Source organism: Aliiroseovarius sp. F47248L, from assembly GCF_023016085.1.
In the GTDB taxonomy this organism is placed as follows: Bacteria; Pseudomonadota; Alphaproteobacteria; order Rhodobacterales; family Rhodobacteraceae; genus Aliiroseovarius.
On sequence record NZ_JALKBF010000002.1, the window covers coordinates 142704 to 169179 of the forward strand.

The 26476-nt window shown below is 57.4% G+C and carries 13 protein-coding genes; 11 read left to right on the forward strand and 2 right to left on the reverse strand.

Annotated elements, in window-relative coordinates:
* The first annotated feature begins 20 nt into the window (after window positions 1-20).
* The 5 genes from MWU51_RS16015 (at window position 21) to MWU51_RS16035 (ending at window position 6058) form a co-directional block, all read left to right on the forward strand.
* Window positions 21-1460 carry a hypothetical protein gene (locus tag MWU51_RS16015; protein WP_247039242.1) on the forward strand — a complete coding sequence of 480 codons (1440 nt, stop codon included), beginning with the start codon at window positions 21-23 and terminating at the stop codon, window positions 1458-1460.
* The gene (locus tag MWU51_RS16020; protein WP_247039244.1) at window positions 1388-2233 is read left to right on the forward strand and encodes a hypothetical protein; all 846 of its coding nucleotides are present in this window, start codon (window positions 1388-1390) and stop codon (window positions 2231-2233) included. Before MWU51_RS16015 ends, MWU51_RS16020 begins: the two co-directional genes overlap by 73 nt.
* Window positions 2230-4536, forward strand: a complete 2307-nt coding sequence (locus tag MWU51_RS16025; RefSeq protein WP_247039246.1) for a sulfatase-like hydrolase/transferase — start codon at window positions 2230-2232, stop codon at window positions 4534-4536. Before MWU51_RS16020 ends, MWU51_RS16025 begins: the two co-directional genes overlap by 4 nt.
* An 11-nt stretch (window positions 4537-4547) precedes the next feature.
* Window positions 4548-4754, forward strand: coding sequence for a hypothetical protein (locus tag MWU51_RS16030; protein WP_247039248.1), 207 nt, complete (start codon window positions 4548-4550; stop codon window positions 4752-4754).
* Between the two features lie 488 nt (window positions 4755-5242).
* Entirely contained in the window at window positions 5243-6058 is an 816-nt protein-coding gene (locus MWU51_RS16035; RefSeq protein WP_247039252.1) for an alpha/beta hydrolase, read from the forward strand.
* Here the strand turns inward: MWU51_RS16035 and MWU51_RS16040 are convergent.
* A complete protein-coding gene (locus tag MWU51_RS16040; RefSeq protein WP_247039262.1) occupies window positions 6055-6768 on the reverse strand; it encodes a 4'-phosphopantetheinyl transferase superfamily protein in 714 nt (237 codons plus the stop codon). The genes MWU51_RS16035 and MWU51_RS16040 overlap by 4 nt on opposite strands.
* Complete coding sequence (locus MWU51_RS16045; protein WP_247039270.1) at window positions 6749-17092, reverse strand: non-ribosomal peptide synthetase/type I polyketide synthase; 10344 nt, start codon at window positions 17090-17092, stop codon at window positions 6749-6751. Before MWU51_RS16045 ends, MWU51_RS16040 begins: the two co-directional genes overlap by 20 nt.
* A 291-nt stretch (window positions 17093-17383) precedes the next feature.
* Here MWU51_RS16045 and MWU51_RS16050 point away from each other — a divergent pair, with 291 nt between their 5' ends.
* The 6 genes from MWU51_RS16050 (at window position 17384) to MWU51_RS16075 (ending at window position 26402) form a co-directional block, all read left to right on the forward strand.
* Window positions 17384-17962, forward strand: coding sequence for a hypothetical protein (locus MWU51_RS16050; protein ID WP_247039273.1), 579 nt, complete (start codon window positions 17384-17386; stop codon window positions 17960-17962).
* Window positions 17963-18060: 98 nt separating this feature from the next.
* Complete coding sequence (locus MWU51_RS16055) at window positions 18061-19674, forward strand: hypothetical protein (protein WP_247039275.1); 1614 nt, start codon at window positions 18061-18063, stop codon at window positions 19672-19674.
* Window positions 19675-19892: 218 nt separating this feature from the next.
* A complete protein-coding gene (locus MWU51_RS16060; protein ID WP_247039277.1) occupies window positions 19893-20462 on the forward strand; it encodes a VPLPA-CTERM sorting domain-containing protein in 570 nt (189 codons plus the stop codon).
* A 162-nt stretch (window positions 20463-20624) separates the two neighbouring features.
* Window positions 20625-23072, forward strand: a complete 2448-nt coding sequence (locus MWU51_RS16065; RefSeq protein ID WP_247039280.1) for a tetratricopeptide repeat protein — start codon at window positions 20625-20627, stop codon at window positions 23070-23072.
* 234 nt (window positions 23073-23306) lie between these two features.
* Window positions 23307-24908: a VPLPA-CTERM-specific exosortase XrtD gene (gene xrtD, locus MWU51_RS16070; protein ID WP_247039282.1), complete on the forward strand. Its 1602-nt coding sequence runs from the start codon at window positions 23307-23309 to the stop codon at window positions 24906-24908.
* An 87-nt stretch (window positions 24909-24995) separates the two neighbouring features.
* Window positions 24996-26402 carry an oligosaccharide flippase family protein gene (locus MWU51_RS16075; protein ID WP_247039284.1) on the forward strand — a complete coding sequence of 469 codons (1407 nt, stop codon included), beginning with the start codon at window positions 24996-24998 and terminating at the stop codon, window positions 26400-26402.
* The last annotated feature ends 74 nt before the right edge of the window (window positions 26403-26476 follow it).

The window sequence follows — 26476 nt, forward strand, 5'->3', positions numbered from 1 at the left end:
AAACGGGGATGCTTATTTGCATGAGTGACACGGAAAAACCAACGCGCGGGGTATTGTTGAAAGCCCGCAACGGCGACGTGATCGGCTTTGATGAAACGGGCCTGAGGATGCGCCTGTCTGATGAGGTGATGGCTGATATCAGCCGCCGTGTGTCCGTGGCCGATAGCGCAGCACCCGTGGATCCTTCCGTCTTGGGCGACATCCACGCTTGGGACGTGCGTCGGGCAGGCGACTGGTATCTGTTCTCAGCCCATCTGCCGGGCGAGCAGGGTATTTGCCAGTTCCGCAAACGGGTCGAGCCTTTGGGCGACACAGCCCCGGATATTCTAGCCAACCCATCGGGCAGTTTGTTCGCGATCCTGTCCATTGGCGGCACGCGGCGGGCAACCACTTCGGACGAGGTGTTGCGTTATCCCTATCACATCGTCACGACGGGCGACGATCTGGGACCGGCAGGGGCATCGGGCACCGAAATCGTTGTCGCCACGCCCGATCTGCAATGCCTGTCGGAGCAATCCCGCGACAGTCTAATCGCGGATGAGGTCATCGCGCGCCGTCACAGTGATTTTCGCGCCTTACCAGTGATCTATGCCCGCAGCGAGACGGACAATTCCGCCTCGATCAGTGATTTCGGGGTAGGGCGCGCGCTTGAGAATTTCACCCTGACCGTTGCCAACCTGTGCGCGGCGGCCAACAGTCTTGGAGTGTCGCCCAAAGTGCTGGGTGTCGGGCTGGATTTCACGCTGGAGGCTTTGGATCAAGACGGTGCCGTATGGCGTAGCGGGATCTATGACATCATGGCGCGCGTTACAGATATCTTTGCCGATAACGGCCTGCGCAAGCCGCTGTTCGTCTCGACCTTCGATGCAGGGACGCGCGGAGTCTCGGACAATCCAATCTTGCGGGCCCAATGGGAAATGGCGTGGAACAAGGCGGGGCATGATCACGTGTTCTCGGCCCCCGGATACATGTTTGCCCAGGATGAGTTTGGCCGTCCCACCGCCGAAGCCCGCCAGCAGATTGCCGAGATGGATGCTTTCGCAATCGAAGCCCTGAACGCCGATCAGGACTGGTCCTGCCCCGTCCTGCTGCTGGCCGAACGCGAAGATGATCCGAAACTGATCCGGTGTCGTGGGCAGGCGCTTGGCGCTTTCGTGCTGGACCCGGATGATTTGCTGAATGCCGGACCAGAATGCGGGTTCAGGATTGAGGGTTGCGAAAACGGTGCGAAAATTACTGGCGTGATGGTCGACCGGGGCGATCCAAACGACCTGTTGATCAGCTTCGACATCGCACCCGAGGGCGACGGCCTGACGTTGTGCTATGCGTTGGGGCATCCGGCGTCCCCGGACCACATGCCCGCCAATCGAGGCGCAATGCGCGATGAATGGCACGCGACCAGCCGCACCGGGCGCATCCTGCATCGCTGGGCCTTACCCGCAGCGCTTCCGGTGCATTGATGGGGCAGGGCGACGCATATTTCGTGGACATCGCGGTGCCAGACGCGGTGCTGCTTGACACAAAGCTTGCTGTGCAGCCGCGGCGATCTCCACTTGAATACGGGGCCGTATGGTATCGGGCACATCACGCGAGTTCCGTGATCCAGGACTGGACCCCTGAACAAGGGCTTGGCGCTGTGGCTTATCCGGTCAAGCCTAGTGAAACGGGCGCGTGTCGACATCCCGATGGAGGGATTGCGTTCACCACCGCGAAAAACACAGGGCTGGTCGCTGAAGGCGCGCTGTCGCAAACTCAAGCGTTCACCTGCGCCGTCCGGTTTGACAGCCGGGACGGCGAGGCGCGCACGCTGGTGACCATCAATCCGACCGACGCCGACAATTATTTGTTCCTGAACGAGAAGGAAGGCGAGTTGACGTGGCAAGATCAAAAGGGATCGGTCGCAGTTGCCATTCCATCGCCGCCCACGCCTGCATGGGTGGTCGTAGGATATGATGCGGGGCGGTTAAGCATCGCGGCATGCCAAGAGGGGCAACGTCTTGCCCCACTGGTCACAAGTGCCGCACAGAACCCAAAGCTGAGTGCCGACCTCTCAGGCTCAAGCGATCTTTTCATCGGGTGCCGGTCACATCGCAAGGGCATCCTGAAAACACTGGGCACTTCACGGATCATGGACGTTCTATTGTGGTCCGACAGCTTTGTTCTGGCACCGGGGGCGGCGACTGAGTTGAATGCCGTTTGCCGCTATGCCGAAACCGAAGGAGCGCCGGAATGAACTTCACCCGCGCCGATACCAGAGGCGACAATATCTGCGTCATCTGGATTGATGACATGATCGACATCTTCACATGGCGCACGGCCTTCGGGCTGACGATTTCGACGCCGAATATCGACCGTTTCATGGGCGAAGGGGTGCGGTTTGCCAACGCCTATGCCACCGTGCCGCTCTGTGCACCTTGTCGCGCCGAACTGGCCACCGGCCTTTCGCCCTTCCGCACCGGGCTTGTGGACCTAAACCGTTTCTGGCGCGATGTGCTGCCCCCCACAGCGGGCTGGCAGTTTGATCTGCGCCGTGCCGGCTTTCGCACATTCACGACGGGCAAGGTGGACAGCAATTACAAGCCGATGCCCGAGGAATACAAGCGCATCCTGTTCCACGAGGAACCCGAAGCGCGGGACTCGGGCAGGCGCTCGAAGGTCAAGGATTATCTGAACAAGGGGCCAGGCATTTCGGGCGTGAACCACCCCGACGATGACGGGTCGCAGGACAGCAAGTTTTACGACTACACCGTTGCGCAGAACGCGATCGAGTATCTGGACCGCGCCGACCCCGCGCGTCGTCACCTGATTCAGCTTGGCTTCAAGCACCCGCATTACAAACTGCAATGCCCGGATCGGTTTTATCAAACCTACGATCCCGCCGACATCATCTGGCCCTCAACTGCTGCGCCTGAAGATTACTTCGGTCCGCAAGACGGGATGGCTGTCTATGAAGCCGCCTATATCACCAACGGGCCATGGACGCCGGAAAAGGCGGGCGATCATGCGTGGCGCGAGGTGGTGCGCGCTTATTTCGCCGCAATCTCTCATGTGGATCACGAGATCGGGCGCTTTATGGATGCGTTGCGGTCGTCTGGTCTGGCTGACAATACGACCGTAATTCTGCTATCGGATAACGGGTTCAATCTTGGCACCCATGACAGCTTCCACAAGATGAGCCAATGGGACAGCGCCGCCCATGTGCCCTTGGGCATCTGGAGCGCGCGGCTGGACCCGAAGGTCGTGGACATGCCTGTGTCGCTGCACAACATACCGAAAACGATCCTTGATCTGGCCGGGCTGCCCTATCGCCCCGACTGGGTGTCAGGGCAAAGCCTGTTGCCGCTGATCGACGCGAGTTTTGGCGCGTATGACCGCAGCAAATCGCCCGTCACCAGCGTTTTCGGCACCTTGTCAATCCGCCCCGCGACCAAGGATCTGAGTCGCTTCCGCTATTTCCGCTATCCGAACGGGGAAGAGCATATCTATGACCTGGTGGATGACCCCGGCGAAACCACGAACATCGCTGACACCGGCCCCCTGAAAGAGCTACGCCAAGCCCTGGTCGACAACGCGTTGGAACTTGGCCTTGACCTGCGCGGGTTTGAAAACCCCGAACGCGGTATCAACGCGATGATGTCGCTGGATGGCAGTGTGGTGATGGCTGGCGGCAATGCCGATAACAGCTATTGGGCTTATGGGGCGGATGCCGAAAACATACGCGAAGATCAGGACGGTGGCGAGGATACGCTGTGGTATATGGGTGGACCGGACGATTACGTGCTGCACGCGCCCGCCTATGTAGAAAACATCCGCATCGCCACCGTCGTGTCACGCAGTGAAGACAACCCGTCAGAATCCAAGCGTCTGGACATCGTTGCCCACCCCGACACCCCGATCAATTTCGAGACCTCGGAACGGGTGACGGTGAACGTGCGTGGCAGCCGAGGGGACGACGTGATGATCGGCCCTAAATACGGCGGCGCAGAATTTCATGGTGGTGGTGGGAATGACACGCTGATCGCAACCTCTGGGCGGCGCAAGGATGTGCACAAGTTCTATGGCGGCGCTGGCAATGACACGCTGATCGGCGGCAACGGGCGTGATATCTTGGACGGCGGGTCCGGCCATGATGTGATCAAAGGCGGCGACGGGCACAGCACCATCTATGGCGGACCGGGCAATGACGACATCTCGGACGGCGAGGGTGGGTCGGAAATCCACACCGGGCCAGGGCGTAACACCGTGCGCTCGGCCGGAGGGGACGACAGGATGTTCATCGGCGCGGGGCACAACCGGATCGAACCCGGACCAGGTAAATCCGTGTTCCAAATCGCCTATGGCGGCGTGACCGAGTTTTCAGAGTGGCGCGACGACTATAGCCTTGATCTCAGCACGTGGCCGCAGCGACCCAAAATCCTGATCAACCCGAATGGCACCGCGATCATCAATCTGGGCGTAGGGTTCATCAGGATATCGACCCAAGCATCCAAAGCCAGTCTGGAAGCCCAGATCGTGCAATCCTCACCAACCACCTAACTGGGCCTTCCATGCGACTAGATTTCGACCCTGAACAGGCTCTGGTGAACGGTATCCGCGTTGTATTTCTTGACTGGGTTGATCTTGTGACCTCAGTGACCGACGATATCGTGGTGTCAGAGCAAGAAAGCGTCGGACAACATGATTTCTTTGTTCGGTCCAGTTTCCTTGGGTGTCTGCGGCCATCTGAAACACCAAGGCCGATGCGCACTAAGTAAACAATTCAACAAAGCATTATGACGAGATCACAAGCGAGCTTCCTCACAACGATCTGATCATGAATATCGAAGACGGTGGTTTGTTGATGCTTGGTTGCATTCGTAGTTCAACAACTTGGGACAACCTGACCGAAACAGAGCTAGAGTAGAACCGACAACTGTTGGCAAATGATGCAGACACATATATTCGACGTGTCAGTTCAGCCCATGATACATTATCCCACTTCCCAAGCCGCAGCGACGACAAAACCCCCAGAGTGTTTATGTCGACCTGAAAAATTGCTTCTTGCGTGTGTAGAGGACAGAGTTGTTTATGGATTCGTGAATCTCATAATCATGATTATGTTAAGTAATAAATTTGGTATTCTGTACTTCTTCACAACATGACAGCCCCTTAAAAGGCTGCTCTTCCGTTGGCTTCGTAGAAAAAACCCCTAGGCTGTATCTGCGGGTGTAATCGAGTCTTTTCCTGCAGAAGGAACTATTGAATGAGCATTTTCCAGGTCGGTATTATAGTCGCTATTGCTTTGGTGGGTGCTTTGATTGGCGGTGTGGCGCTGTTTCAAAACACGGCAATCTATCGGTTTTCTGCCGAGCCGGGCACACCGGGCGATTATGGCCTGACCGAAATGGAGGAGGTCACTTTCACCAATTCCGATGGTGCGCCGTTGCGGGCGTGGATTGCCCTGCCGAAAGGCGATGCGCCGATTGTGATCAGTTTTTATGGCAATTTCACGCAGTTCGGTCCCTCGGTTCAGCATTTGACGCCGTTGATCCAGCTTGGTTATGGGGTGGCGGTGATGGAGTATCGTGGTGCCGATGGCACCGGGCCTGCAGGTGAAGTTGGCTTCGCTCAGGATGCCCGCGCATTCTATGACCAACTAGACGGGCTCGCGGGTGTGCTCATTCCTGCAGATCGTCGGATCATTCACGGCTTCAGCCTTGGCAGCAGTATCGCGACCCATTTGGCGGCGACGCGGGATGCTTCGGCGCTGGTTCTGGAAAGCAGCTTCGACAGCCTGTGCCGGTTTCAAACGCGGCGATTACGCGGGGTTCCCATGTGCTGGTTGATGTGGCGCGAACGCCATGATGTGCGAGATCTGATTGGCGATGTCGATATGCCAATCCTGATTGCCCATGGTGCGAAGGACACGTCCATCCCCTTGGATTGGGCACAGGCTTTGTATAACGCTGCACCCGACCCCAAAACATTCAAGGTTTATGAACACGGCACGCACACCACGTTGTTCGATCTTGGTCTGGTGGACGAAATTGCCCGATTTTACGCGAATCATACCGGCTAACCATCATCGGCCAGATAGCAGACACAACAGATCGACATTTGTGATGCCAACGGCGCGAACGCCAAACGGCAATCCGGTGCAGTTGGAAGGTCATAGCGAACCGGCCAACCCTGACTCAGCCCCAGTGAAATGCTTTTAGGCGGCAAGGTCATACCAGCGCCTGTTAGTTTCATCCGCGCCTCTTTCGCGGTCCAGAACGCAAAAAATCGTTTCGCTCGGTCGCGATCATCAGCGGCGGCCAGAGCGTGCTGCTCTGCCTCGGTCATACAGCTCTCGGCCAGCCCGGAGAAGTTCAACTTCCGATCAATGTGTTCGACATCCACCCCGACCGGGCCATCTTGAGAAACCGCAATCACCGCAAGATCGCCACTGTGCGACAAGTTGAATTCAGGTCCATCGCCAAGTAAGTGCGGCTTTCCCTGAGCGCCATAGTCGAAAACCAACGCTGCCGGGTCTTGCTTCGTGGCATTGCCCAGAACGCGGCGCAGCTGCCCCCGCGCGCGCGAATAACGCATACGGTCGCGGTCGAAATGAAACCGGTCAGCGCGCGCAACCTCGTCGCTGGACAGCAATGACACCGCATCGTGCAATGCAATGTCTCGATCATCTCCGATTGAAAACGTATACACGGTGATGACGTCTGGCAGTGCGGACCCAATGGCGGAATACATTGGCTGCATCCCTGACGTCTTATCCCCCGTCCGGTCCATGCAGCCGAATTTCCTGTTCCATCATGTCGGCAAGGTCACGCGCAGCGTCACCCCGCAAGATCTCCAAGTGGTTTGACGGATGGGTTGCAAGGCGCAAATTGCCGTTCACCAAACGTGACCAACCAAAGCCCGGATCTGCCTGCCGCGCAAGAGTTGCGGCAAAACCATCTGCTTCGGTGATCACCAGCCAGACATCATCGTCGTAGGGCTTTGGATTATACCGGGCACTGGCTTCCACCCAGCGCTGGCTCAGCACCTCAAGCCGGAACGCATCGGGTTTCACTTTGTTGGCCAAACGAACGATTTTATCGGACATCAGCTTGCTGCGCACCCGCGCCAAAAGGCGGGTGCCGAACCCGCGCGCGCCCTGTTTGCGCAGCAGATCCTGTTCCATCTTCAAGCGTTCGGCGAACGGGACGCGCAGATCGACATGAAAGCCCGGTGCTTCAACGTCAATAATGCCAAGAAACCCAACTTCGTCCCCACCGGCGCGCAGTTGCTTTGCGATCTCGAACGCGGCAAAGCCGCCGCCGGAATACCCGGCCAGAAGATATGGGCCTTCAGGCTGATGCCGCTTGATGTTCTGAATGTGATCGGCGGCCATATCCTCGATGCTGTCATGCATCCTGTGACCCATAACACCACGGGTTTGCAGACCGATCAGGGGACGGATTTCTCCGACAATCTGACCCAGTTCGAACAGGTTGTTTACATTGCCGCCAACACCGCCTGCGATGAAGATCGGGCGGCGCCCGTCACCGGGGCCTGCGTGAATCACAGCGGTAGTGTCCCAAGGATCATCCTCGAACTCGCCAGCTTTCAGGACAGGCGCGTCCGAGGATGTCACCTGTGTCGCCAGCTTGCGAATGGTCGGATAAGACAAAAGCGCCGCGATCGGCAGGTCGACACCGAACTCGCGTTTGACCCGCGCAAACAATTTGACCGCCATCAGGGAATGGCCGCCAAGCGCGAAATAATCATCGTCAATGCCGATGTCATTCGTGCCAAGTAGCTGCGTCCAGATCTTGTGCAACTTCACCTCTTCCGGGGTGTGCGGTGTGCTGTCGCGCGGCTGTTCAGATACAAGGCTGGTCTGTGACATCTCGCCCAGCGCGGTTCGGTCGGTTTTGCCATTGGGGTTCAACGGCATCGCATCCAACACCTGAATGCGCGCGGGCACCATGTAATCCGGCAAAGACTGAGCAAGTGTCGTGCGCAAGGATTGGGCATCCAGCTCCTGCCCGTCAACGGCCGTGACGAAGGCCAGCAGCAATGTATCGCCGCCGCCGTCCATCGTGGTTGTTGCCACCGCCTCGGACACGCCGGGCTGTGCAGCCAGTGCGACCTCAACTTCGCCAAGTTCAACCCGCGAACCTCGGATTTTGACCTGATGGTCAGACCGGCCATGATACATCAGCCGGCCGTCTGGCAAGCTGCTGACCAGATCACCCGTCGCGAAATAGCGTGCATCGGGGTCGTCCATGAACGGGTCTCTCAGGAACCGCTCAGCCGTCAGGTCGGGGCGGTGCAGATAGCCCGCGGCCAGCACATCACCACCGACATAGAGTTCACCCACCGTGCCAGTCGGCACCGGTTGCCCTGCCCCGTCAAGAATATACAGACGCGCATTGTCAATCGGTCTTCCGATAGGGATCTCGTCAGTATCGGGGTCGCGCACGATCTCGCAGGTGACATCGGCGGCAACCTCGGACGAACCGTAAAGGTTTACCAGCGTCACATCCGGCGCAAGCGCCTGCAGCTGTCGCGCGAGGCTTGCGGGCAGGCGTTCGCCCGAGCAGAACAACAGCTTCAGAGACGGTATCGTGTCTTGAAGGTTGGTTTGTGTTTCCGCCAACGCTTTCAGAAGCGATGGCACGACCAACAGACGCGAAACCCTGTGGTCGGCAAGCGTATTCAGGAACGCAGCAGGGTTGCGGACGGTATCGGCAGAGATGATGACCTGCGGAACACCAGCCAGAAGCGGGCCAAAAATTTCCCACACGCTGTCCACGAATGATATCGCGGTTTTCTGGCACATCACTTCGCCGCCTTCGAAGGGGAAGGTGTTCCACATCCAGACAAAGCGGTTGATCGTTGCCCGATGGGTGCCCATCACTCCCTTCGGATTGCCCGTAGATCCGGAAGTATAGCAGATGTAGGCTGGCGAAAGCGGGTCAATCTCGACCTCGGAAAAATCTATCGCACCGCCGTCCGCGTCCAGCGGCACATTCTCAACAAGGAACGCCCCCGCAAGTGCAAGCCGCTTGGCCAAATCTTGATTGGTGACGACAAGCCGGGCTTGAGAGTCTTCGACAATATACTGAATACGCGCTGCAGGGTTCGCGGGGTCCAACGGCAGGTAAGCCGCCCCAAGACGCATGATCGCCAACATGGATGCAACCATGTCGACAGACCGTTCCAGACACACACCCACAACATCGCCGACGACGACGCCTGATTGCATCAACGCGCGTGCGATTTGATCCGATCTTTGATCGAGTTCCTGATAGCTGATCGTCTCGCCATGGTCGATCAGCGCGGGGGCATCTGGCGTCGCACTCGTCTGCTCGGCAAAAAGACGCCCGAGATCGACGGTAACTGGGTATTCCGTCACTTCTCCGCGCCATTGGGCAAGTAACATCTGCTTCTGTTCCTCTGAAATAAGCGGCAAATCCTTGACGTGTGTGGCTGGCTTTGCTGCCAGGGCCGCTAAAAACTCATTAAATTGCGTATTGTGTCTTTCAATTGTTTCGACGTTAAACAAATCGGTATTGAAGGTCCATTCCGCTGTGATGGATTGGCGGTTATCCGTCACATTCAGGAAGATTTCGAATTGTTCAAACACCCTTGGGTTGGAAATAAACTCGGTCTGCGCACCCCCGAATTGCATATCACTCAGGTCGATGCCGTTGTCGATATTGAAGATCACGGGAGTCAGCGGCACACGGCTGGGATCTTGCGGCATCTTCAAGGCACGCACCAGCGCGCCGAAGCCGAAATGCTGGTGTTCGCTTGCATCAAGCAACGCGGTTTGAGTGGCTTTCAGCACATCGCTAAACGGTACGTCGGGATCAACATGGGTATACACCGGCATCAGATTGACACAATGCCCCACAAGGCTGTCCATTCCCCGCGACGCCTGACCCGAAGACGGCACCGCGACCGCGATGTGGTTGCTGCCGCTGATCCGCGCCAGATAGGCATTAAAGGCGGCCAGCAGCAGGTTGACCAGCGTTGACCCCTGCCCCGCCGAGGTCTTGCGAAGTTTTGCCACCAGATCAGAGTCGAAATTAGCATCAAAACGATCCGCCGCCACACTGCGGACTGCAGGACGTGGTCGGTCGGTCGGCAGATCAAGAACCGGCGGTGTTGCGGTGTTCCGGTAGGCTTTGAAAGCCTCTAGGAAGTGATCCCGGTCCGCTTTTGCCGCATCCGAATGCGCCCAATCGGCTTCGGCCCTGGAATAGTCGATAATGCTGTGCGGTGCAGGTAGGTCCACGCGGGCATCGTCCAGAAGTGCGGTATAAATTTTGCCGATGTCGCGGACAATCACGTCAATCGACCACCCATCGCAAACGATGTGGTGGGCGGTGATGATCAGATGGTGCAGGTCATCTCTCAGCTTCACCAACACGGCGCGGATCAGTGGCCCCTTGGCCAGATCGAAATGGGTTGTCACGTGGTCGCGCAACAATGCCTTCATCGCCGCGTCGCGATCCGCGTCAGTCTGACTCGAAAGATCCTTCTCTTCGACCGTGGCATTGCCCTTTGGCGTAATCCGCATCTCGGTCCCATCATCCGAGAAGGTCGAGCGCAGCGCATCATGGCGTTCGAATGCCTGCTTCGTTGCTTGCACAAGTTCTGCACGATCGATCCGGCCTTGCAGCTTCAGTGTGACGCTTTCGTTATAGGCGGGCGAAACTTCCGGGTGCATCACAACAGCGCCCCAAACTTCGCGCTGCGCGTCCGTCGTGGGAACGACAAGCGGCTCCAGCGGCTTAGCCATTTCAGCCGCGATTTTTTCAGCACCCCCCGGCAAGCTCAGACGCGGTGGCACATGCGACAGGCGCGGCCCGTCATAGGCCACAGCCTCGCGCCCGGTGATCAGACCCGAAGACCGCATTTCAAGCGCGGAATCCTTGAACGCCTCGACCACATAGTCGATATCTTCGTCGTTATGCGCGGCGGTCATGTAAGACGGGAATCCTTCCAACAGGAACACGCCACGATCACGCATATGCGCGCCCAGAAGCGCCCCGAACTTCTGATCTTCTCCAATGCGCAGATACATCAGAGAGCCGCAGTTGGGCATCTGGAACGGCATGTCGTTTTCGGCAAACCACCGATCCACGCGCCCCGCCAATCGGTCGCCCTTGGCGTTGACCGTTTTCCAGAAGAAATCAGGTTGCGACTTGAAGAAGCGCAGCATCTCGCGCAGTGACGCCATGGCCAGCGGATGACGCACAAACGTGCCGGCAAAGAAGGTGACGGGCGCTTCGGGGAAGCTGTCGTCACCGTATTGCCATTGGCCACCGTCGAACGTGTCCATGTATCGCGCCTTGCCAGACACAACGCCCACAGGCATCCCGCCGCCGACCACCTTGCCATAGGTGACAAGGTCGGCATCCACACCGTAATAAGCCTGCGCCCCACGCGGGCCGAAACGGAATCCGGTGACAACCTCGTCAAAAATGAACAACGCGCCTGACCGTTCTGTAACCTTGCGCACTTCTCGGATGAAATCACGCGGACGGAATTCGGGACGGCGGCTTTGCACCGGCTCGACGATCACAGCGGCAAGGCTGTCGGCATTCTTGCGAATGTAATCCAGCGCCTGCGGCGTGCCGTAAGGCAGCACGATCACATTCTTCACCGCGTCGCGCGGAATGCCGGGGGCCAGCGGCAGCGTGCGCGGGCCGTCTTTGCCATCCACCGCACGCACCAGAACCTCGTCGAAATTGCCGTGGTAATCACGCGCAAACATCACGATCTTGTCGCGGTTTGTTACCGTGCGCGCCAGACGCATCGCGGCATAGACAGCCTCGGACCCGGTACAAACAAAGCTGGCACGGTCATTACCAGTGACATCACAGAACAGTTGTGCGGCCTCCATCGCCACAAGGCTTTGTGGCCCGACCTCGAACCCGTCATCCAGTTGGTGATGCAACGCCTCGACCACCTTGTCGGGTGAATGGCCAAGGAAGCCGGGACCGAACCCGTTCAGGATGTCGATATATTCGTTGCCGTCCACATCCAACAGACGTGAGCCTTTGGATTTCACCGTCACGATCTGATAGACGATTTCCTTCCACAACCGGTTGAACCCCGATGCGGTGCGCGGGTCGGCATGGGTGGCGCGGTGTTCAGCGGTCAGCGCCTTTGACTTCGCAGTCTTCGCGGTGAAGCGATCCACCAACGCGTCGATATGGGCCTGTTGCTGCGGCGTAAGCTCGTCAGCCTCACGTTCAATTTTGGTGACAGGCGCCGAGGATGGCGAGGCTTGCGCTTCGTCCGTTTCGATCTTGGTCAACTCAGCCGGAGCCGCCTTTTCAGCAGGTGCTGAGCCGGGCAACGTGCCGTGCGCCTCAATATGTTCTGCCAAGGCATCCACATTGGGGAAGCCGTCGATCAACTGGCGCAGGGCCACGGTGACCCCAAACTGTTCGCTCAACTCGCGTATGGCTTGGGTCAGCAGAAGACTGTCGAAACCGAGTTCAAGGAACGACGCATCACCGTCGATCTCATCCGGCTCAAGCCCAGATAACTCCGCCAGCATGTCGCGCAATGCCTCGCCCGCGGTCAGCTGCGGCGCGTTGACATCCTCGGACACTTCGACGGTCGCTGAGGTGGCTTCCAACGCTGCATAGTCGACAGAGACATCCACAGGTTCGACCCAGAAGCGTTTGCGCTGGAACGGATAGGTGGGCAGCCCGGTCAGACGCGTTGCAGGCGGGCGATCATTGTCGATGCGCGACCAATCGACGGGATAGCCATTGGCCCACAACTCACCAAATGCCGATAGAAGACTGTCATGCGAGTTGGCGTTTTCAGCCTGCGCGGCGGGCAAGGACGCAATTGCGGGCTGCGCTTTCTTCCGGTCAGGGTTCTGGCCCGATAGGGTCGCCATTGTACGGCCCGGTCCAGCCTCAAGAAAAATGTGCCGGTTTTCGGCCCACAAAAGCTGGATCGCGTCATAAAACCGGACGGGGCGGCGCATGTGCATGGCCCAGTAATCTGGGTCGGTCGCCTCGTCATCTGTCATCCAATCACCGGTTACGGTGGACAGGATCGGAATGCGTGGGGCGTTCAGGGTCAGTCCAGCCACAGCTTCACGGAACGGCTCAACCGCCGGGTCCATCATCTGTGAATGGAAGGCGTGGCTGGTGTGCAGGCGCGAGGCGACGATCTCGTCCTTTTCAAGCCGCTTCAGAAGGTCTTGCGCAGCGTCTTCCGGCCCGGCCACAACGCAGGCCTTGGCCCCGTTTACTGCGGCCAGATCAATGCCGTCGCCCAGATATGGCTTAACCTCGTCCTCGCTTGCACGGACCGAAATCATGACACCTTGCGGCAGGTCCGCCATCAGACGCCCGCGCAGGGCAATCAGCTTCAACGCATCGGGCAATTCAATGACGCCTGCAATGGTCGCGGCGGCAAATTCGCCGATGGAATGGCCAACCATCACATCAGGCGTGATGCCCCAATGACGCCACTGCTGGGCCAGCGCATAACCAATCGAAAAGATCGCGGGCTGGGCCAGTGCAGTGTTTCTTAGCTTCTCGGTCGCGCATTCGCGTTTGCGGTCTGGCGCGTGGATCACATCCAGTAAGTTCAGGCCCAGTTCATCTTCCAGTAGCTGGCCGCACAGTCCCAATGCTTCGCGAAACACAGGCTCCTGTTGATAAAGGTCACGCGCCATTCCAGCGTGCTGCGCCCCCTGCCCCGGGAACAGGAAAGCCAACGCGTCACGTTGACCGGCGGCGATCCCCTTACCGGTGAAGCCTTCCGCAACTGTTGCCAATTCAGACAGGTTGCGCGCAACCAATGCAGTGCGTTGACCAAATTCCGTGCGGCCCGTGCGCAGGGTTGCAATCACCCGATCAGCGTCTGCATCAGGGTTCGCCGTGGCCCATGCCCCCAAATTGGCGACCGCGGCTTTCAAAGCTTCGGGAGTCGAGGCCGAGATCGGGAAGACGCGCGGCGCGTCATCCGTCGCGGGGGATACAAGTGTATCAACCTGTGGCGCTTCCTCCAACACCATATGGATGTTTGTGCCACCCACGCCAAATGCCGAGACGCCCGCCCGACGCGGTGCTTCTGTGCCGGTCCAGTCCAGCCGTTCAGCTACCGGGAAGAATGCGGAATTGTCGAAATCAATGCGCGGGTTGGGTTTCTTGTAATGCAGAAGCGGCGGGATAACCCCGTGCTTCAATGTCAGTGTGGTCTTGATCAGACCGGTTACACCAGCCGCGATATCCAAATGGCCCAGATTGGTTTTCACGCTGCCAAGTGCGCAGAAGCCCTTGTCTTCCGTGCTGGCCGAAAAGGCTGTTTGGAGGGCTGTGAATTCAATCGGGTCACCAAGTGGGGTAGCAGTGCCATGCGCCTCGATATACCCGATCGAGCGTGCATCGACGCCCGCCGCCGCATGGGCGGCGCGGATCACATCGGTCTGCGCCTTGATCGAAGGTGCGGCATAACCCGCCTTGTCATGCCCGTCATTGTTGATCGCATATCCTTTAATCACCGCAAGGATGTTGTCGCCATCGGCCTCGGCATCCTCAAGCCGGCGCAACACGACCAACCCTGCCCCGTCACCAAAAACGGTGCCGGTTGCATCGGCATCAAAGGTCCGGCAATGCCCATCTGCCGAGGCCATGCCATCCGGCAGATACATATACGGCCGTTTGGTTGGGAAGGTGATCGAGACTCCGCCTGCCAATGCCATATCCGCATCGCCGCGCAAAAGCGCCTGACAGGCCTGCGCCACCGCAACCAGAGAGGTCGAGCAGGCACATTGCACGGTGACGGCAGGCCCGCGCAGGCCGAGTTTGTAAGCGATGCGTGTCGCGATGAAATCCTTGTCATTGCCAAACAGCGTGGCGAAATCTTGGACCGGATAGCCTATAGCCAGTTCGCGAGATGCACCCGGTGCGGACAGCAAGTTGTTAAGAAGGTACGAGTTCTGGCTTGATCCGGCAAAAACGCCGATGCGCCCGTCAAATCGCGCCGGATCGTGGCCAGCGTTTTCCAACGCGGTCTGTGCGACCTCAAGCAAGATACGGTGTTGGGGATCAAGACGCTCGGCTTCTTTCGGGGGGATGCCGAAATGGCGCGCGTCAAACATGTCCGGTTCAACCATCGCGCCACGGGCCCGCACATAAGGCGCGTCCGGGTCGTCTTTTGATGGGTCAACGTCCAGTTCTTCCTCAGTAAACTGCGAAATCAGCTCGCGCCCATCCATCAGAGCCTGCCACATGTCTTCGGCGCTGTTTGCACCGGGATAACGACCGGCAAGGCCAACAATGGCAATCGGCCCGCTGTTGGACATGTCGCGCAGCTTCGCCTTTTGCGGGGCGGGCTGGGCTTTAGTCACGGGATCGGACAGATGCGCCGACAAGGACGACGCTGTGGAATGCAGAAAGAAGTCCGAAATCGGGAAATCGCGCTTCAGCTTGTCTTGCAGACGTTCATGCACCCGCGCGATATGCAACGACGACGCCCCAAGATCGAAGAAATTGGTGTTGGGGTCGACCTCCGCCACCTCAAGCACATCGGACAGCGTGTTAAGAACCAGCGTTTTGGTCGACGCATCCCCGTCACGTTTGGCGGCTTTTTTGCGTGTTTTCGGCAGCGCGCGTTGCTCCAACGCTTTGCGGTCGACCTTGCCGTTGTTATTGATCGGCAGCGCGTCCAATGCCACCAGATGCGCGGGCACAGCGTAATCTGGCAGTTGCGTTTTCAGATGCGTCCGCAGCGCGTCCACGTCACAATCGGTATCGGCCACATAGTAGCCGACCAACGTTTTGTCAGCCCCGTCAGCCCCTGCGCGCGCGATGGCCGCTGCCTGTCTGATACCGTCAAATTGCTCCAACGCCGCTTCGATGCCACCCAGTTCAACCCTGAAGCCACGCACTTTGACCTGCTTGTCGATCCGCCCCAGATAGCGAATGACACCTTTTTTATCGCGTTCGACCAGATCGCCGGTGCGATAGAGGCGCACGGACTTATCCCACGGCGCGGGAACGAAAACTTCGTTGGTCAGATCGTCCTGACCCAGATACCCCAGCGCCAGACCCAGCCCTGCGGCACACAGCTCGCCCGGGGTGCCGTCTTCGACTCGCTGCAAATCTCCATCCACAACAAACACGTCCGTGCCGTTGATCGGCTTGCCGATGGGCAAGGGCTTGCCCGCTTTTGCCTGCGTCTTGGTGATCTTGTGACAGCACGTGAAGGTCGTGTTTTCAGTCGGCCCATAACCGTTGATCACGACCAGTTTCGGACAGGCCGCCTGCACTTTGGCGACCTTGTCGGGCGATACAACATCGCCCCCGGTCAGAAGCTGGCGCAATGGTTCGAAATCCTCGGGGCGTTCGTCCGCCATTGCGTGGAACAGGCCTGCGGTCAGCCACATGCTGGTGATCTTCTGGTCGCGAATGATCTTGCCCAACCCGCGCAAGGATGTGTCGTCGCTGTCTGGCAAAACCAGCGTGCCTCCATTCAGAAGCGCTCCCCAGATTTCAAGCGTCGAAGCATCAAACGCGATGGGCGAGTTCTGCAAGATCCGTTCGTTGGGACCGAGTTTCATGAAACTCTGGTTACGCACCAATCTGATAATCCCGCGATGCGGCACTACCACGCCCTTGGGCACTCCTGTGGTGCCAGAGGTATACATGACATAGGCCACAGCCTCGGGGTCGTGCTTAATATTCAGTGGCTTAACAGGCTTCAAGCCGGTATCAGCCACAGACAATTTTGGAAGCGACATGTCCTTCAGAGCTGGGATATCCCCCACAACAGCCGCCAACCCACTGTCCTTGGCAATCATGCGGATGCGATCGTCCGAGTAATATTCCGGCAAAGGCACATAGCCCGCCCCTGCCTTCAATATCCCCAGCGCCGCAATGATCGTGTCAACCGAGCGGTGCCCGGACATACCAACAAGACTGCCGGCTGTGACACCGGCTTCCGCAAGCCGCGCGGCCACCGCGTCAGAACGCTCCTCAAGGTCATGATAACTAAGCACATTTGCGCCCTGGCTTAGGGCTGCACGATCCCCGTGTTTGTCAGCCACGGAGCGGAATATGGAAACGACGGAATATGGCATCTGTTAACTTTGACGATAAAGGTTAAAAACTGAAATATTGGCAACGAGAAGTATAAAACACAGAAATGATACCAGCTAGCCGCGAAAATACACGTGAATAATCCGTTGCGTGAACAATCAAGGATGATCGACGACACTGTCCAGCGGTAGCGCCCCAATAGGCAAAGAATTGGTCAATCAGGGTCTATAACACCATGGCAAATCTGACATAGTTCGTCAAAGTGCTGCGATGATGAGTCGTCGGGCAGACAGATGCAGTAGCGGAATAAAACAGAGACTCAGGCGATTGACATGAATGTTTTTTGGACCTGCTTAACCGAAACCTGGACCCCTACGATTGGCGATCCTGATCTTCTTGGTTGGGCAACAACACTGCTGTATCTCGCTGCGGCTTACCTGTCGTTCCGCTGTGTAAGGACCGCTCGGCTCAGTTCCTCCGAGCGTCGGTTCGAGCGGTATTTCTGGGCCTCCACTGCGGTTTTGCTGGCATTGCTGGCCGTCAACAAACAGCTGGATCTGCAAACTTTTGTCACCTCTGCTGGACGCTGTGTTGCCCAAGGTCAGGGTTGGTATGGGTTGCGACGCAGTGTGCAGATGGCATTTGCGTTGATTGTCGCGGGTGTGTTGGGATTCTGGGTGATCTGGATCTTGGTAGGTCTACGCCACGCCATGGCGCGAATGTGGCTGGAACTGCTTGGGATCGTTGCCGTGTTTACCTTTGTCCTGCTGCGTGTGTTGCGATTTTTTCATGTCTATCACACCCATCTTCTGGGGAATAATACCTGGGTCGAACGGATATTCGAAATCACGGGGCCACTCATTCTGATTGTCGCTGCCCTGCGGTTTCTTGGGCGATACCGCAAGACCTGATCGCCGCGCCTTTAAGCAATTTGCGCACAACGAGGCGGATTGTGATATTGTCGTAAACGGTGCGGCGATATTACGCTGCGAAGCCGGGGGTATTAGACATGCATTCGATTAAGTTTTTCGGTGGGCTGCGACGCGTTTTGAGCATCGCTTTGATAACAGCTGCGCCCGCGGCGATGGCACAGTCTCAGGACAGCCCCCAACCGGTCGAAGTCAACGGCGGCAGTGCCTATGTCGCGCCCATCCATCTGCCACCCCCGCCTTTATCTGAACGCCCCGTCGTTCAGATAAATTTTCCGGATGCCGCACCCACCGCTGTACTTGGGCCCGAGACTCCATTGCCCGGTCACCAACTGCTGCGCGAGCTTTACGCGCGCGGTGAGGCGGCCGGCAACTGGGGCGATTTGTATGAGAACCGGGATCGCAAGCATTCACCACTTAATATGGCGCGTCACCCTCAGCTGACGACCTTGCTGTATCACCCCATCCTGCGGGATCAGAACATTGACTATGGCCCGGCGCTTGGATTGCTGTTCAACGCACCGGTGATCGGCAACTCATCGACTGCACTAACGGCCGGTCCGTTTGCGCGATCGCTTCCACGGATGGTTCTGACAGGGATGCAGGCCGGTGGTGCTCAGGCACTATATCAGAACTATGTGAACGGGCAGATCCATGTCTATCCGTCCTATCAGGACCATGAGCCAGGCGGCAAAGACATGTTTCCGGCCAACACGCCATACTATATCATTTCGCAGGGTGCTTCAGGGTCGGACCAACCGCATCTTGAGGCGCTGGCGATGATCCTTGCCGCGTTCCGCCCCGACACGAAGGCCAAACTGATCGAAACTGGCTTACTGGCCTCGACAGTGCAAATGGTGTTTCGCCGCAGCCGGGATCAGGTGGGCGAACGGGGGGCCTATCTTGCCGCTGTCGCCCATCCCACGGTGTTTCCGCCGGAAGGCATCAATCTGGAACGCATGGTTGCGCTGGCCAATTCGATCAAACCCGAGAACATTCCGCCAATGGTACACCTGACGGTTCTGGAAGAACCCGAGGCGACGCCCGGTATTGACATGTTCGGTGATGGGTTGACCGAACGGTTATTCGATACACCCTCGGCCATCGCGCGGGTCTGGCGCAGCCCTCGGTTCAGCCGCGAGATGGTCGTTTCTGCGCGCGATACCGTTGACCCTAACGGCCTGCCGCTGACCTTCAACTGGGTGTTTCTGCGGGGTGATGACGATCAGGTCGATATCGAATTGCTGGACGAGGCCGGATCATCAGCGCGCATATCTATGGGTTGGCAAGAAGCGAACGTCATTGCTGGCTCTCCTGATGTTGTTTCTACACGCGTTGATATTGCGGTGATCGCGAACAATGGTGTGTATGACAGCGCGCCGGCGTTTATCTCAATGCAGTTCGCCGATCACGAGATCCGGTACTATGAGCCGGGACCGGACGGCGCTATGCAGATCACTCGACTGACCCGCGCGCCCCACCCGGATGTTCCGTTTGACCCTGTGTTGTTTCCTCGCACCGACTGGATCGACGAATACACCTATGAGGGCACCGAGCTGACCGGATGGGAGCGGCTGACTGACTACGGCAATCAGACCTTCAATGCACAGGGTGAAACCGCGGGGGCGATGCCCAAATACCCGGTGGTCGAAGGGGTCGATGGTCTGCCCACCGTCGCCCAGCAAACGCAGTGACAATTGACCCATTGTTTCGGGTCTTTACACAATGCGTGCAAATCGTGAAGAAAGGCCAACTCTAACGATTTGAAAAGTCATAAAGTTGCCCTTTTTCGTGCAAATTTGCCTTAATTCGTCGTGACACATACTGGACCGCATGATAAGTTTTCCGTGGTGGTGTATGTATAATGAGTGAGCTTGGTAATATTTAAGCTATTAATAAGAAGGGTAAGGATATGAAAAAATTCCTAGCAACCACAGCAGTCGTGGGTATGATGGCAACAGCCGCAAATGCCGCGACAGTTGTTGATCTGACAACCGGGGGCGACGTGACTTCGCTGGGCCAGATGGGGTCGTTTGACACCGTTGGCGCTCAGGGTTCCATCGACCCATGGCGCGCAGGTTCGGGCGCTGACTATCTGACACAGACCGCTGGTGGTCTTGGTGTCTGGGGTCGTGGCGATTCCAGCTCGCAGCTGGACGGTTTCGTTGACGAAGCCATTACGTTCAACTTCGACTATGCTGTCCGCCTTGTGTCGGTCACGTTCTCGTATTTCGGTCGTGGTGACGACGCCGACATCTATGTGAACGGCACCAAAGTCGCCAACGAATCCAGCAGCAACCCGTACTATTTCGGCAACGTGATCGCATCGTCGTTCACAATCGGTGCCGATGGGATCAGCGACAGTTTCCGCATCAAGGAATTCAAGGTTGCACCGGTTCCGCTGCCTGCCGCAGGCTTCCTGCTGCTTGGTGGTCTGGCCGGCCTTGGCGCTCTGTCGCGCAAGCGTAAGAAAACCGCCTGATCCACAGGATCAAGTGACGAAAAAGGGCCGGTTACGCGGCCCTTTTTTATTGCCGCGCCGCTTGCTTGTGGTCGCAGACAGAAATCGGGTAAATATGTGCTATGACATATTTGACGCATTTCACCGCCAAACGGCCCCAATTATCGTGAGCTGATGACACCTATGACCAACCGCATCTTTTCCGGCATCCTTCTGGCCTGTGCCCTGACCGTTTTGACAAATTGCAAGTCATCGGAAGAACGCGCAGAAGAGCATTTCACCGCGGCACTGGAACATGTGGAAAACGGCGATGTGGCCCGCGCCACGGTTGAGTTTCAGAACGTCTTTAGCCGCAATGGGAAGCATCGCGATGCCCGTGCGACTTATGCCAAGATGCGGCGCGACCATGGTGACACGGCCGAGGCTTACAGCCAATATCTGCGCCTTGTCGAACAGTATCCAGATGATCTGGAAGGCCGAAAGTCACTTGCGGAAATGGCGATTGAAAATGGCAACTGGGATGAATTGCGCCGTCATGGTGAATATGCGGCAAAGCTGGCCCCGGATGATCTGACATCGCGCATATCAATCGTAGCGCTCGCCTATCGAGATGCGGTCATTGGCAACAACGAAACCGGACGAAGCGAAGCACAGAAAGCCGCGCTTGAACTGCTTGACGAAGACCCTTCACATCTGGGCCTGCGCCGGTTGGTGATTGACGATTACATCCGTCTGAAAGACTGGAAACGCGCACTACAGGCCGTGGACGGCGCGTTGGAGTACGCGCCGGAATCGCCAGAGTTTCTTCAAAAGCGGCTGGGTGTTCTTTATGCAATCAACGATACAGACGCCATCGAGCAACAACTGACAACAATGGTCGCGACATTTCCTGACAATCAGCAGATGCTGGCCGCCTTGGTGCAATGGTACATCTCTCACGGCAACATCGACCACGCCGAAACCCTTCTGCGTGACCGCGTCGATCCCCAGGACGAAAACCCGGAAGCGGGCGCAACTCTAGTCCGCTTTTTGTCTGAATTTCGCGGCAACGGCGCTGCAAAAGAAGAGTTGGACAAGCTGATCGCCAGCGGCTCGCCACATCAGGCGCTTTATCGGTCGCTGCGTGCGTCGATCAATTTCGATACCGGCAGTCCACAAGAAGCGATTGCCGAAATGCAGGCCATACTGGAAGGTGCCGAGCCCTCGGCCCAGACGGACAACGTGAAAGTTGGCTTGGCCCGGATGCTGGACACGACCGGCAACCCGGTTGGCGCGCGCGCCCTGATCGAAGAAGTGCTGGAGCGCGACAGCACCCATACCGAAGCCCTGAAGCGGCGGGCGGATTGGCTGATCGCTGATGATCAAACCGGGGACGCGATTATGACCTTGCGCGCAGCCTTGGCCGACACACCCAACGATCCCGAAATCATGACCCTGATGGCCCGCGCCCATGAACGAGACGGCAACAAGGAATTGATGTCCGAGATGCTGGCGCTAGCCGTCGAAAATTCGAACAATGGGGCGGCTGAAAGCCTGCGCTATGCCAGCCACCTGATGAGTCAGGGAAAACACCTGCCTGCCGAAGACGCCTTGTTGGGTGCGCTGCGAATCCAACCTCGGAATGCGCAGATCCTTGCAGCATTGGGCAGTTTGTACATCGACATGCAGGACTGGGGTCGCACCGAACATGTGGCGCAGACCCTTCGTGGGCTGGACTCAGACCAGACCACCGAACTTGCAAACACGCTGACCGCGCGCCGACTGGCCGCCCAAAATCGCGAGACCGAGCTAAATTCGTTTCTGGAATCTGTCTCGGCGGGCACCGAAGGTGTAGATACCGCAGATATCGTCATCATTCGCCGCTTTCTGGATCAGGACGACACTGAACAGGCGCTGGATCATGTCGACAAGCTGCTATCGGTTTCGCCCGATACGCCGATGCTACATTTCGTGCGTGCGTCCATACTGGCGCAAAGCGGGCGGGTGTCAGAGGCTGAAACCATCTTCAACGACCTGTTGGAAGAGGACGATCAGCGGGCCGAGGTTTGGACCGCGCTTTACCGACTGCAACGCAGCAGCGGCAACGAAGAAGCTGCTTTGGCAACTCTGGCCACCGCACGGACAACCGTACCAGACAGCGCACAACTGGCTTGGGTCGAGGCAGGAGAGCTTGAGCTGGCGGGCGATATTGACGGTGCCATTGCCGTCTATGAAAGCCTCTATGCCAAGGATAGCAGCAACCAGATCGTCGCCAACAACCTTGCCAGCCTGCTGGCGGATCACCGCGAAGACACCGAAAGCCTTGAACGCGCCTATAAAGTTGCCCGTCGGCTGCGTGGGTCAGATGTGGCACCGTTTCAGGACACGTATGGCTGGATCGCCTATCGCTTGCAAAACTATGACGAGGCTGTCGCCCATCTGGAACCAGCTGCTGACGTCATGGAAAACAACGTGACGGTGCAGTATCATCTGGCGATGGCCTATGCCGCCGCTTTTCGCACCGACGCCGCTCTGGCGCAGTTCGAGAAGGTCAAAGCGATGATTGATCCTGCGAACCCGCCCGCCTTCGTCGCCACGATGGACGCTGAAATCGCCCGATTGAAAGAACCACAAACCGAAGAAGCCAACTAGTCGGTGTTTGATCGTCGGAACGGAACTGGTAGGCGGCGAACCAGTTTCCACCGATTGGCCTGATCGTTTCGCAAACGCGAACATAGTGCTCACATTCTGGTGAAAACCGGTAGTTTTTGCCAAAAGACGAGGTTTTTCTATGGGCCAAGCCCCAAAAATGCCCGATAAACACATCATTAATGTGCAGACTCTGCTAACCAAATTGCTCGCCAGTTTATTCAAGGGACAGATTTGATGTCCGTCACCAATGACAAACCGCAGCAGCCGACACACGCACTGCCAGATTTGAATCTGGCGGGCGTCTTCTGGTTTGTTGTCCTGATTGCCAGCGCCCTGCCGATCTTCTGGATCGGGTTTCAGTCGTTGGCCGCAGCGTGGTCGACGCCGGAATACAGCCATGGCCCGCTGATCCCCATCATCTCTCTTTACCTGTTTCTGCGTGAATTGCGCAAAGCCCCCCTGCCCGATTTGACAGTGCATGATCGCTGGCCGGGCATTGTCGTCATTGTGGTGGCACTGGCGATTGCTATTCTAGGCAACCTGACACGCATCCCAGATATCGTCACCTATGCGATGATCATTTGGTTGGGTGGCGTGGTGCTGGTGGTCTTTGGCTGGAAACGCGGGCGAACGCATCAATTGCCGGTGGTGCATCTGGTCTTCATGCTGCCCCTTCCGCAGTTCCTGTACTGGAAGCTGACGATCCTGCTGCAATACATGTCATCCGAGCTGGGCGTCTGGTTCGTTAGCCTTGCCGGTGTGTCGGTCTTCCTTGAAGGCAACATCATCGACCTTGGCGTCTATAAACTACAAGTGGCCGAGGCTTGTTCCGGCCTGCGTTACCTGTTTCCGATCCTTAGTTTCTCTTATCTGTTCGCCATTCTCTATCGTGGACCGATCTGGCACAAAGTGGTGCTTCTGGTGTCAGCCGCGCCATTGACGGTTCTGATGAACTCTGTGCGGATCGGCATCATCGGCATTCTGGTAGACCGTCAAGGGATCGAAGCGGCCGAGGGGTTTCTGCATTTCTTCGAAGGCTGGGTGATCTTTGTCATCTGCATCCTGATCCTGTTTCTGATGGCCATCATCCTGCAGCGCATGACCCGCGACCCCAAACCGCTGAGCGAAGCGATAGATCTGGACACCGAAGGGTTTGGTCCAGTGGCCGGGCGTTTTCTGGGCATTCAACCGTCCAAGGCGATGGCTGTGGCGACGTTTATGACCATGGCCGTTTCGGTTGGCTGGGTCAGCCTGCAAGGTGGCGACGCGGTCAAGGTCGAGCGTGAACCGTTCACCCTGTTTCCCCGCCAGTTCGGCGACTGGTCTGGCACATCCTCGCGGCTGGACCCTGAGATCGAGCAGGTTCTGGGCGCGACCGACTACCTCAGCACGACCTATTCCGCACCCGGATCGCCCGACTATATCAACATGTTCGTGGCCTTTTATGACAAGCAAACCGAAGGCAGTGGCATCCATTCCCCCGAGGTCTGCCTGCCCGTTGGCGGGTGGGAGGTGTTCAGCCTTGAACCGGTCGAGGTCAATCCCAACGTCCCCGCCTATGGCAGCTTCCACGTCAATCGCTCGGTCATCCAGAAGGGGCTGAGTAAGCAACTTGTCTATTACTGGTTCGAACAGCGCGGCAAACGCCAGACAAATGACTTCACCGCCAAGATCGGCGTGGTGGTCGACAGCCTGACCATGGGGCGCACCGATGGGGCGCTGGTGCGTTATGTTACGCCGATCCGCCCGGACGAAAGCGAAGCAGACGCCGATGCCCGGTTGATTGACTTTATGACCCAAAGCCTGCCAAGACTGCCAAGGTTCGTGCCGATGTGAGGCCCCGAAAACCTCAGCCCGGTTGTTTAAATGTTTTCGCTAACGTATTGGCTATGCCAGTGACTGGCCCCGCATAAGAGTCCCAAAATGTTAAAATCCGCGATTGTACTGTTATCCGGGAACTCGTTCTTCTATCTGATGCTGTTTGCTCGGAACCTGATCGTTGCGCGCCTGATCAGTATCGAGGATTACGGCATTGCGTCGACCTTCGCGATCAGCATGGCCATTGTCGAAATGATGTCGACGCTGGGCTTGCCACAGATGATTATCCAGGACGAAGACGGTGATAACCCCCATATGCAGACCAATCTGCAAGGGTTTAACTTTCTGCGCAGTTTCATTTCTGCCGGGGCTCTTTTCATTATTGCACACCCGCTGGCGAAATTTCTGGGCATTCCTGAACTTGCGTGGACCTATCAACTGTTGGCTGTTGTGCCGATCATCTCGGGCCTGACGCATTTCGACATCTATCGTTTGCAACGGCAGATGAAGTATTCGCCAAATATTCTGTCCCACCTTTTGCCCACCGTGATCTCGGTGATTTCGCTGTGGCCGCTACATTATATATATGGCGACTATCGCGTCATGCTCTATGCGCTCTTGATCCAGTGGGTTCTGACCACAGTATTCTCGCATCTGCTGGCCGAACGACCGTTCCGAATGACCTTTGATCGTCAAACGATGGTACGCGCCTTCCGCTTTGGCTGGCCGATCCTGCTGGGCGGTGCGGTTCTATTTGTCATTTTCAACGGCGAAAAGCTGGTCGTCGGTCGCGAACTTGGGCTGGAGGCGCTGGCGCTGTTTTCGATGGGTTTCACGCTGACCCTGACACCGACGCTTGTGTTGGAGACCAGCGTGCAGTCTTTCTTTCTGCCCCAACTGTCGCGAAACCAGAAAGAGCCGCTTCAGTTCCAGAAACTGTCGATGACCATCATCCAATCCTATTTGCTGCTGGGGCTGATGTTTGTTCTTGGCGTCTTGTTGCTGGGCGACCCAGTGGTACATCTGCTGCTTGGACCGAAATACGAAGCGATCATTCCAATTCTGCCTTGGCTGGCCTTGTTGCAGGCGCTTCGAATGTTCAAAGCAGGTGGGAACGCCATTTCACTGGCGCGCGCCCAGACCGAAAATCCGATGATCGCCAGTCTTGCCCGCGTCGTCGCGCTGCCCGCCGCTTGGTATGCCGCTGCCACGACCGGAGAGCTTTTGCCGGTGATCTGGATCGCTGCAATCGCCGAGTTTGTCGGCTTTGGTCTGTCCTTGGGTCTGATCCATTGGCGCCTGAAAATCTCGCCCCGCCCGATCACGATATCAATTGGTTTGACCTTCTTGTGTATGTTCCTTGTCGGGCTATACACATCGCTGAAATATGCATCCATCCCGTCGCCGACATCGCAGAGCGCGATAATGGTCTGTGTCTTCGCCACATTTCTGCTGGCCCCTCTCACGATGGGGTTCCTTAGAAGATATGTCGCCGAAAAGGGACAGGTCTGACGACGTGGGCAGTTCTGGTTGCGGGATTGTCGGACGACCTGCCCCGCCCTAGACTGCCGCAAAGGATTTTCGGG

What these genes read in the sequence shown, in the direction of transcription:
- MWU51_RS16045 (WP_247039270.1), bottom strand. Translation starts at nt 17,092, where the DNA reads ATGCCATATTCCGTCGTTTCCATATTCCGCTCCGTGGCTGACAAACAC.
- MWU51_RS16025 (WP_247039246.1), top strand. Translation starts at nt 2,230, where the DNA reads ATGAACTTCACCCGCGCCGATACCAGAGGCGACAATATCTGCGTCATC.
- MWU51_RS16030 (WP_247039248.1), top strand. Translation starts at nt 4,548, where the DNA reads ATGCGACTAGATTTCGACCCTGAACAGGCTCTGGTGAACGGTATCCGC.
- MWU51_RS16075 (WP_247039284.1), top strand. Translation starts at nt 24,996, where the DNA reads ATGTTAAAATCCGCGATTGTACTGTTATCCGGGAACTCGTTCTTCTAT.
- MWU51_RS16050 (WP_247039273.1), top strand. Translation starts at nt 17,384, where the DNA reads ATGAATGTTTTTTGGACCTGCTTAACCGAAACCTGGACCCCTACGATT.
- MWU51_RS16055 (WP_247039275.1), top strand. Translation starts at nt 18,061, where the DNA reads ATGCATTCGATTAAGTTTTTCGGTGGGCTGCGACGCGTTTTGAGCATC.
- MWU51_RS16015 (WP_247039242.1), top strand. Translation starts at nt 21, where the DNA reads ATGAGTGACACGGAAAAACCAACGCGCGGGGTATTGTTGAAAGCCCGC.
- xrtD (WP_247039282.1), top strand. Translation starts at nt 23,307, where the DNA reads ATGTCCGTCACCAATGACAAACCGCAGCAGCCGACACACGCACTGCCA.
- MWU51_RS16020 (WP_247039244.1), top strand. Translation starts at nt 1,388, where the DNA reads ATGGCACGCGACCAGCCGCACCGGGCGCATCCTGCATCGCTGGGCCTT.
- MWU51_RS16035 (WP_247039252.1), top strand. Translation starts at nt 5,243, where the DNA reads ATGAGCATTTTCCAGGTCGGTATTATAGTCGCTATTGCTTTGGTGGGT.
- MWU51_RS16040 (WP_247039262.1), bottom strand. Translation starts at nt 6,768, where the DNA reads ATGGACCGGACGGGGGATAAGACGTCAGGGATGCAGCCAATGTATTCC.
- MWU51_RS16065 (WP_247039280.1), top strand. Translation starts at nt 20,625, where the DNA reads ATGACCAACCGCATCTTTTCCGGCATCCTTCTGGCCTGTGCCCTGACC.
- MWU51_RS16060 (WP_247039277.1), top strand. Translation starts at nt 19,893, where the DNA reads ATGAAAAAATTCCTAGCAACCACAGCAGTCGTGGGTATGATGGCAACA.